The 2,256-nt window shown below is 45.2% G+C and carries 2 protein-coding genes; one reads left to right on the top strand and one right to left on the bottom strand.

The window, feature by feature from the left end; all coding sequences use genetic code 11:
• Positions 1 to 48 precede the first annotated feature (48 nt).
• Positions 49 to 513, bottom strand: coding sequence for a helix-turn-helix domain-containing protein (locus tag CLV60_RS34075; RefSeq protein WP_106599852.1), 465 nt, complete (start codon positions 511 to 513; stop codon positions 49 to 51).
• Between the two features lie 92 nt (positions 514 to 605).
• On the opposite strand from CLV60_RS34075, the gene CLV60_RS34080 reads away from it, so the two are divergent.
• A complete protein-coding gene (locus CLV60_RS34080; protein ID WP_170118952.1) occupies positions 606 to 2,222 on the top strand; it encodes an ISL3 family transposase in 1,617 nt (538 codons plus the stop codon).
• Positions 2,223 to 2,256: the final 34 nt, after the last annotated feature.

The raw sequence follows: 2,256 nt of genomic DNA on the forward strand, positions 1-2,256 counted from the left end.
GGGTCTTCGTCACTTTTGATGATAAAAACGTAATTAAAAATTACACAATTATTTGGCTACGTAACCAGCCTGCCTCTTGAATTCTACTCCAATTCTGTCTAAAAGCTTATAAATCTGGGAGCTTCTATATTGGGTGTTGTATTTCTTATTGATCCATTCAAGCAATAGCGGGCCAGACCAACGTTTTTGAGAATACCCAAACTCATCAGGGGGGCAATTCAAGACAACATCTCGAATATCTTCAAGGTCAGATAATGACAGAATTGACTTTCTACCACGTCCGGGAAGGTCGTATAACCCTTCGATGCCTTCGTTTTCGAACCGGTGCACCCAATTAATGACCTGTTTAAAACTGACCCCATAGATTTTGGCAACCTGCCGACTCGATAGTCCGGCGGCTACTTGATAAACCATATTCAGTCGGGTTGCAACAGATAACACAGGGTCGCTGTGTAACAATGACCGAATATCTTCGGCTGCATATCCTTTAATTTTTAGTACCGGCTTGCCCATCTCTCTGGATTATTTGAGCACTAATGTATATATTATATGTGTATTTAATAAATATAATTATGTTCAACACTCGCCTTATACTACCCCCTGACATGAAGCTTGGAGAGGTTAAGATTAATCTTTGGCAAGGAAAAGTATTGGTCAACGCAAGTTCCCGGCAAAGGTACTCCAGATGCCCTCTTTGTAAAAAGAAGAGCAAGTCAATCCATAGTTATTACCATCGCCAGCTAGCTGATTTGCCTGTTTCTAACTATCAGGTGAAGATCAACCTCCGAAGTAGAAGATTCATATGCCGAAACCACATCTGTGCACGCAAGATATTTACTGAACGGTTCTGTTCAGAATTAGGCACTTACAGTCGCCGCTTGCAACGCAGCCGGGACCTTTTGACAAAGATCGGTTTGGAATTGGGAGGTGTCAAGACGGCGATGATTAGCCGGTGGGTGGGTAGCTCCGTAAGTGCAGCCACAGTGATCCGAATGATAAAATCGCTGCCGGTTGTCGATAGCATTATATGCTCCGGCATCATCGGGGTAGATGATTGGGCTTTAAAAAAGGGCCGAACCTATGGTACAATCCTGGTGGACCTACATCAGAATAGGGTTATCGACTTATGGGAAGGCCGCAGTGCGGAAGCGCTCGAAGCTTGGCTCAAACAACACCCGGAGGTGCATACTGTGGCCAGGGACAGGGCCTCGGCCTATGCATTAGGTATCCGCAAGGGTGCCCCACAAGCCACGCAGGTAGCCGACCGCTTTCATTTGCTGGTTAACCTCAGAGAAGCACTCGATAGAGCAATGCAAAGACAAAGCGAAACGATCAAAAAATGTTTCGTAGCCTTTCATGACAAGCAAAATGCACGTAATCAATCCATTCCTGTCAACCATGAAACTGCAACCGGCAAGCGCATGCAAACTGAAAATTCCGAATTATTTACGGGAAATGTTAGTCCCCGTAGGCAGTTTAAATTTGAGCAAACCAAGAAACTCTATGCTCAGGGGCATAGTATCAACGCAATAGCTGCTCACCTGAAATCAAACAGGAAATCCATAAGGAGATATATCCATTTGGATGTCTTGCCAGGTCGGAATACCCCAACCATCTCCGAGCATTCGACCAATTTCGATCGCTTCATTCCATACATCCAACAGAATTATGGGCCACAGACGACTTATAAGCAGCTTCTTGCGGACATGATAGCACAAGGCTTTAACGGCAAATACACCAGCTTTTGCGAAAGAATGAACCGGCTTGTAGCGCAAAATTTAGTGGGGCAGCCCCTGGATAAACCCCAAGCACTTGCCAGACAGCAAACCTGGTCAAGCACTAAGCTGGCCTTCATTGCCCTAACAGATACATCCTTATTGCCAGCTAAGGATCTGGAATTCTTTACTTTTCTCTGCCAACACAGTGCTCCAATTCAGAAGGCCGCCGAGCTTGCCCAACAATTCAAAGCACTCCTGGGTAAACAGCACCATGGCAGTTTTGACGAATGGCTGGAAAGTGCCTCGCATCCCGACTCCCTTTTGAAAACCTTTGCAAAAGGCATCATGAATGACCATCAGGCCGTTGAGCAAGCAATTAATTCCGATATCTCAAGCGGGAAAGTAGAAGGCCATATTAATAAGCTGAAAACAATCAAGAGATCTATGTATGGAAGGGCCGGAATTGACCTGCTTACAAAAATGTTACTGGCCAAAAACAGATAGCCCCACCATCAAAAGTGAAGAAGAGCCCAACTTC

Source organism: Dyadobacter jiangsuensis (assembly GCF_003014695.1).
GTDB lineage: Bacteria > Bacteroidota > Bacteroidia > Cytophagales > Spirosomataceae > Dyadobacter > Dyadobacter jiangsuensis.

Bases quoted from the DNA above. Each gene is read 5' to 3' on its own strand.
- CLV60_RS34075 (WP_106599852.1), bottom strand. From the start codon at position 513: ATGGGCAAGCCGGTACTAAAAATTAAAGGATATGCAGCCGAAGATATT.
- CLV60_RS34080 (WP_170118952.1), top strand. From the start codon at position 606: ATGAAGCTTGGAGAGGTTAAGATTAATCTTTGGCAAGGAAAAGTATTG.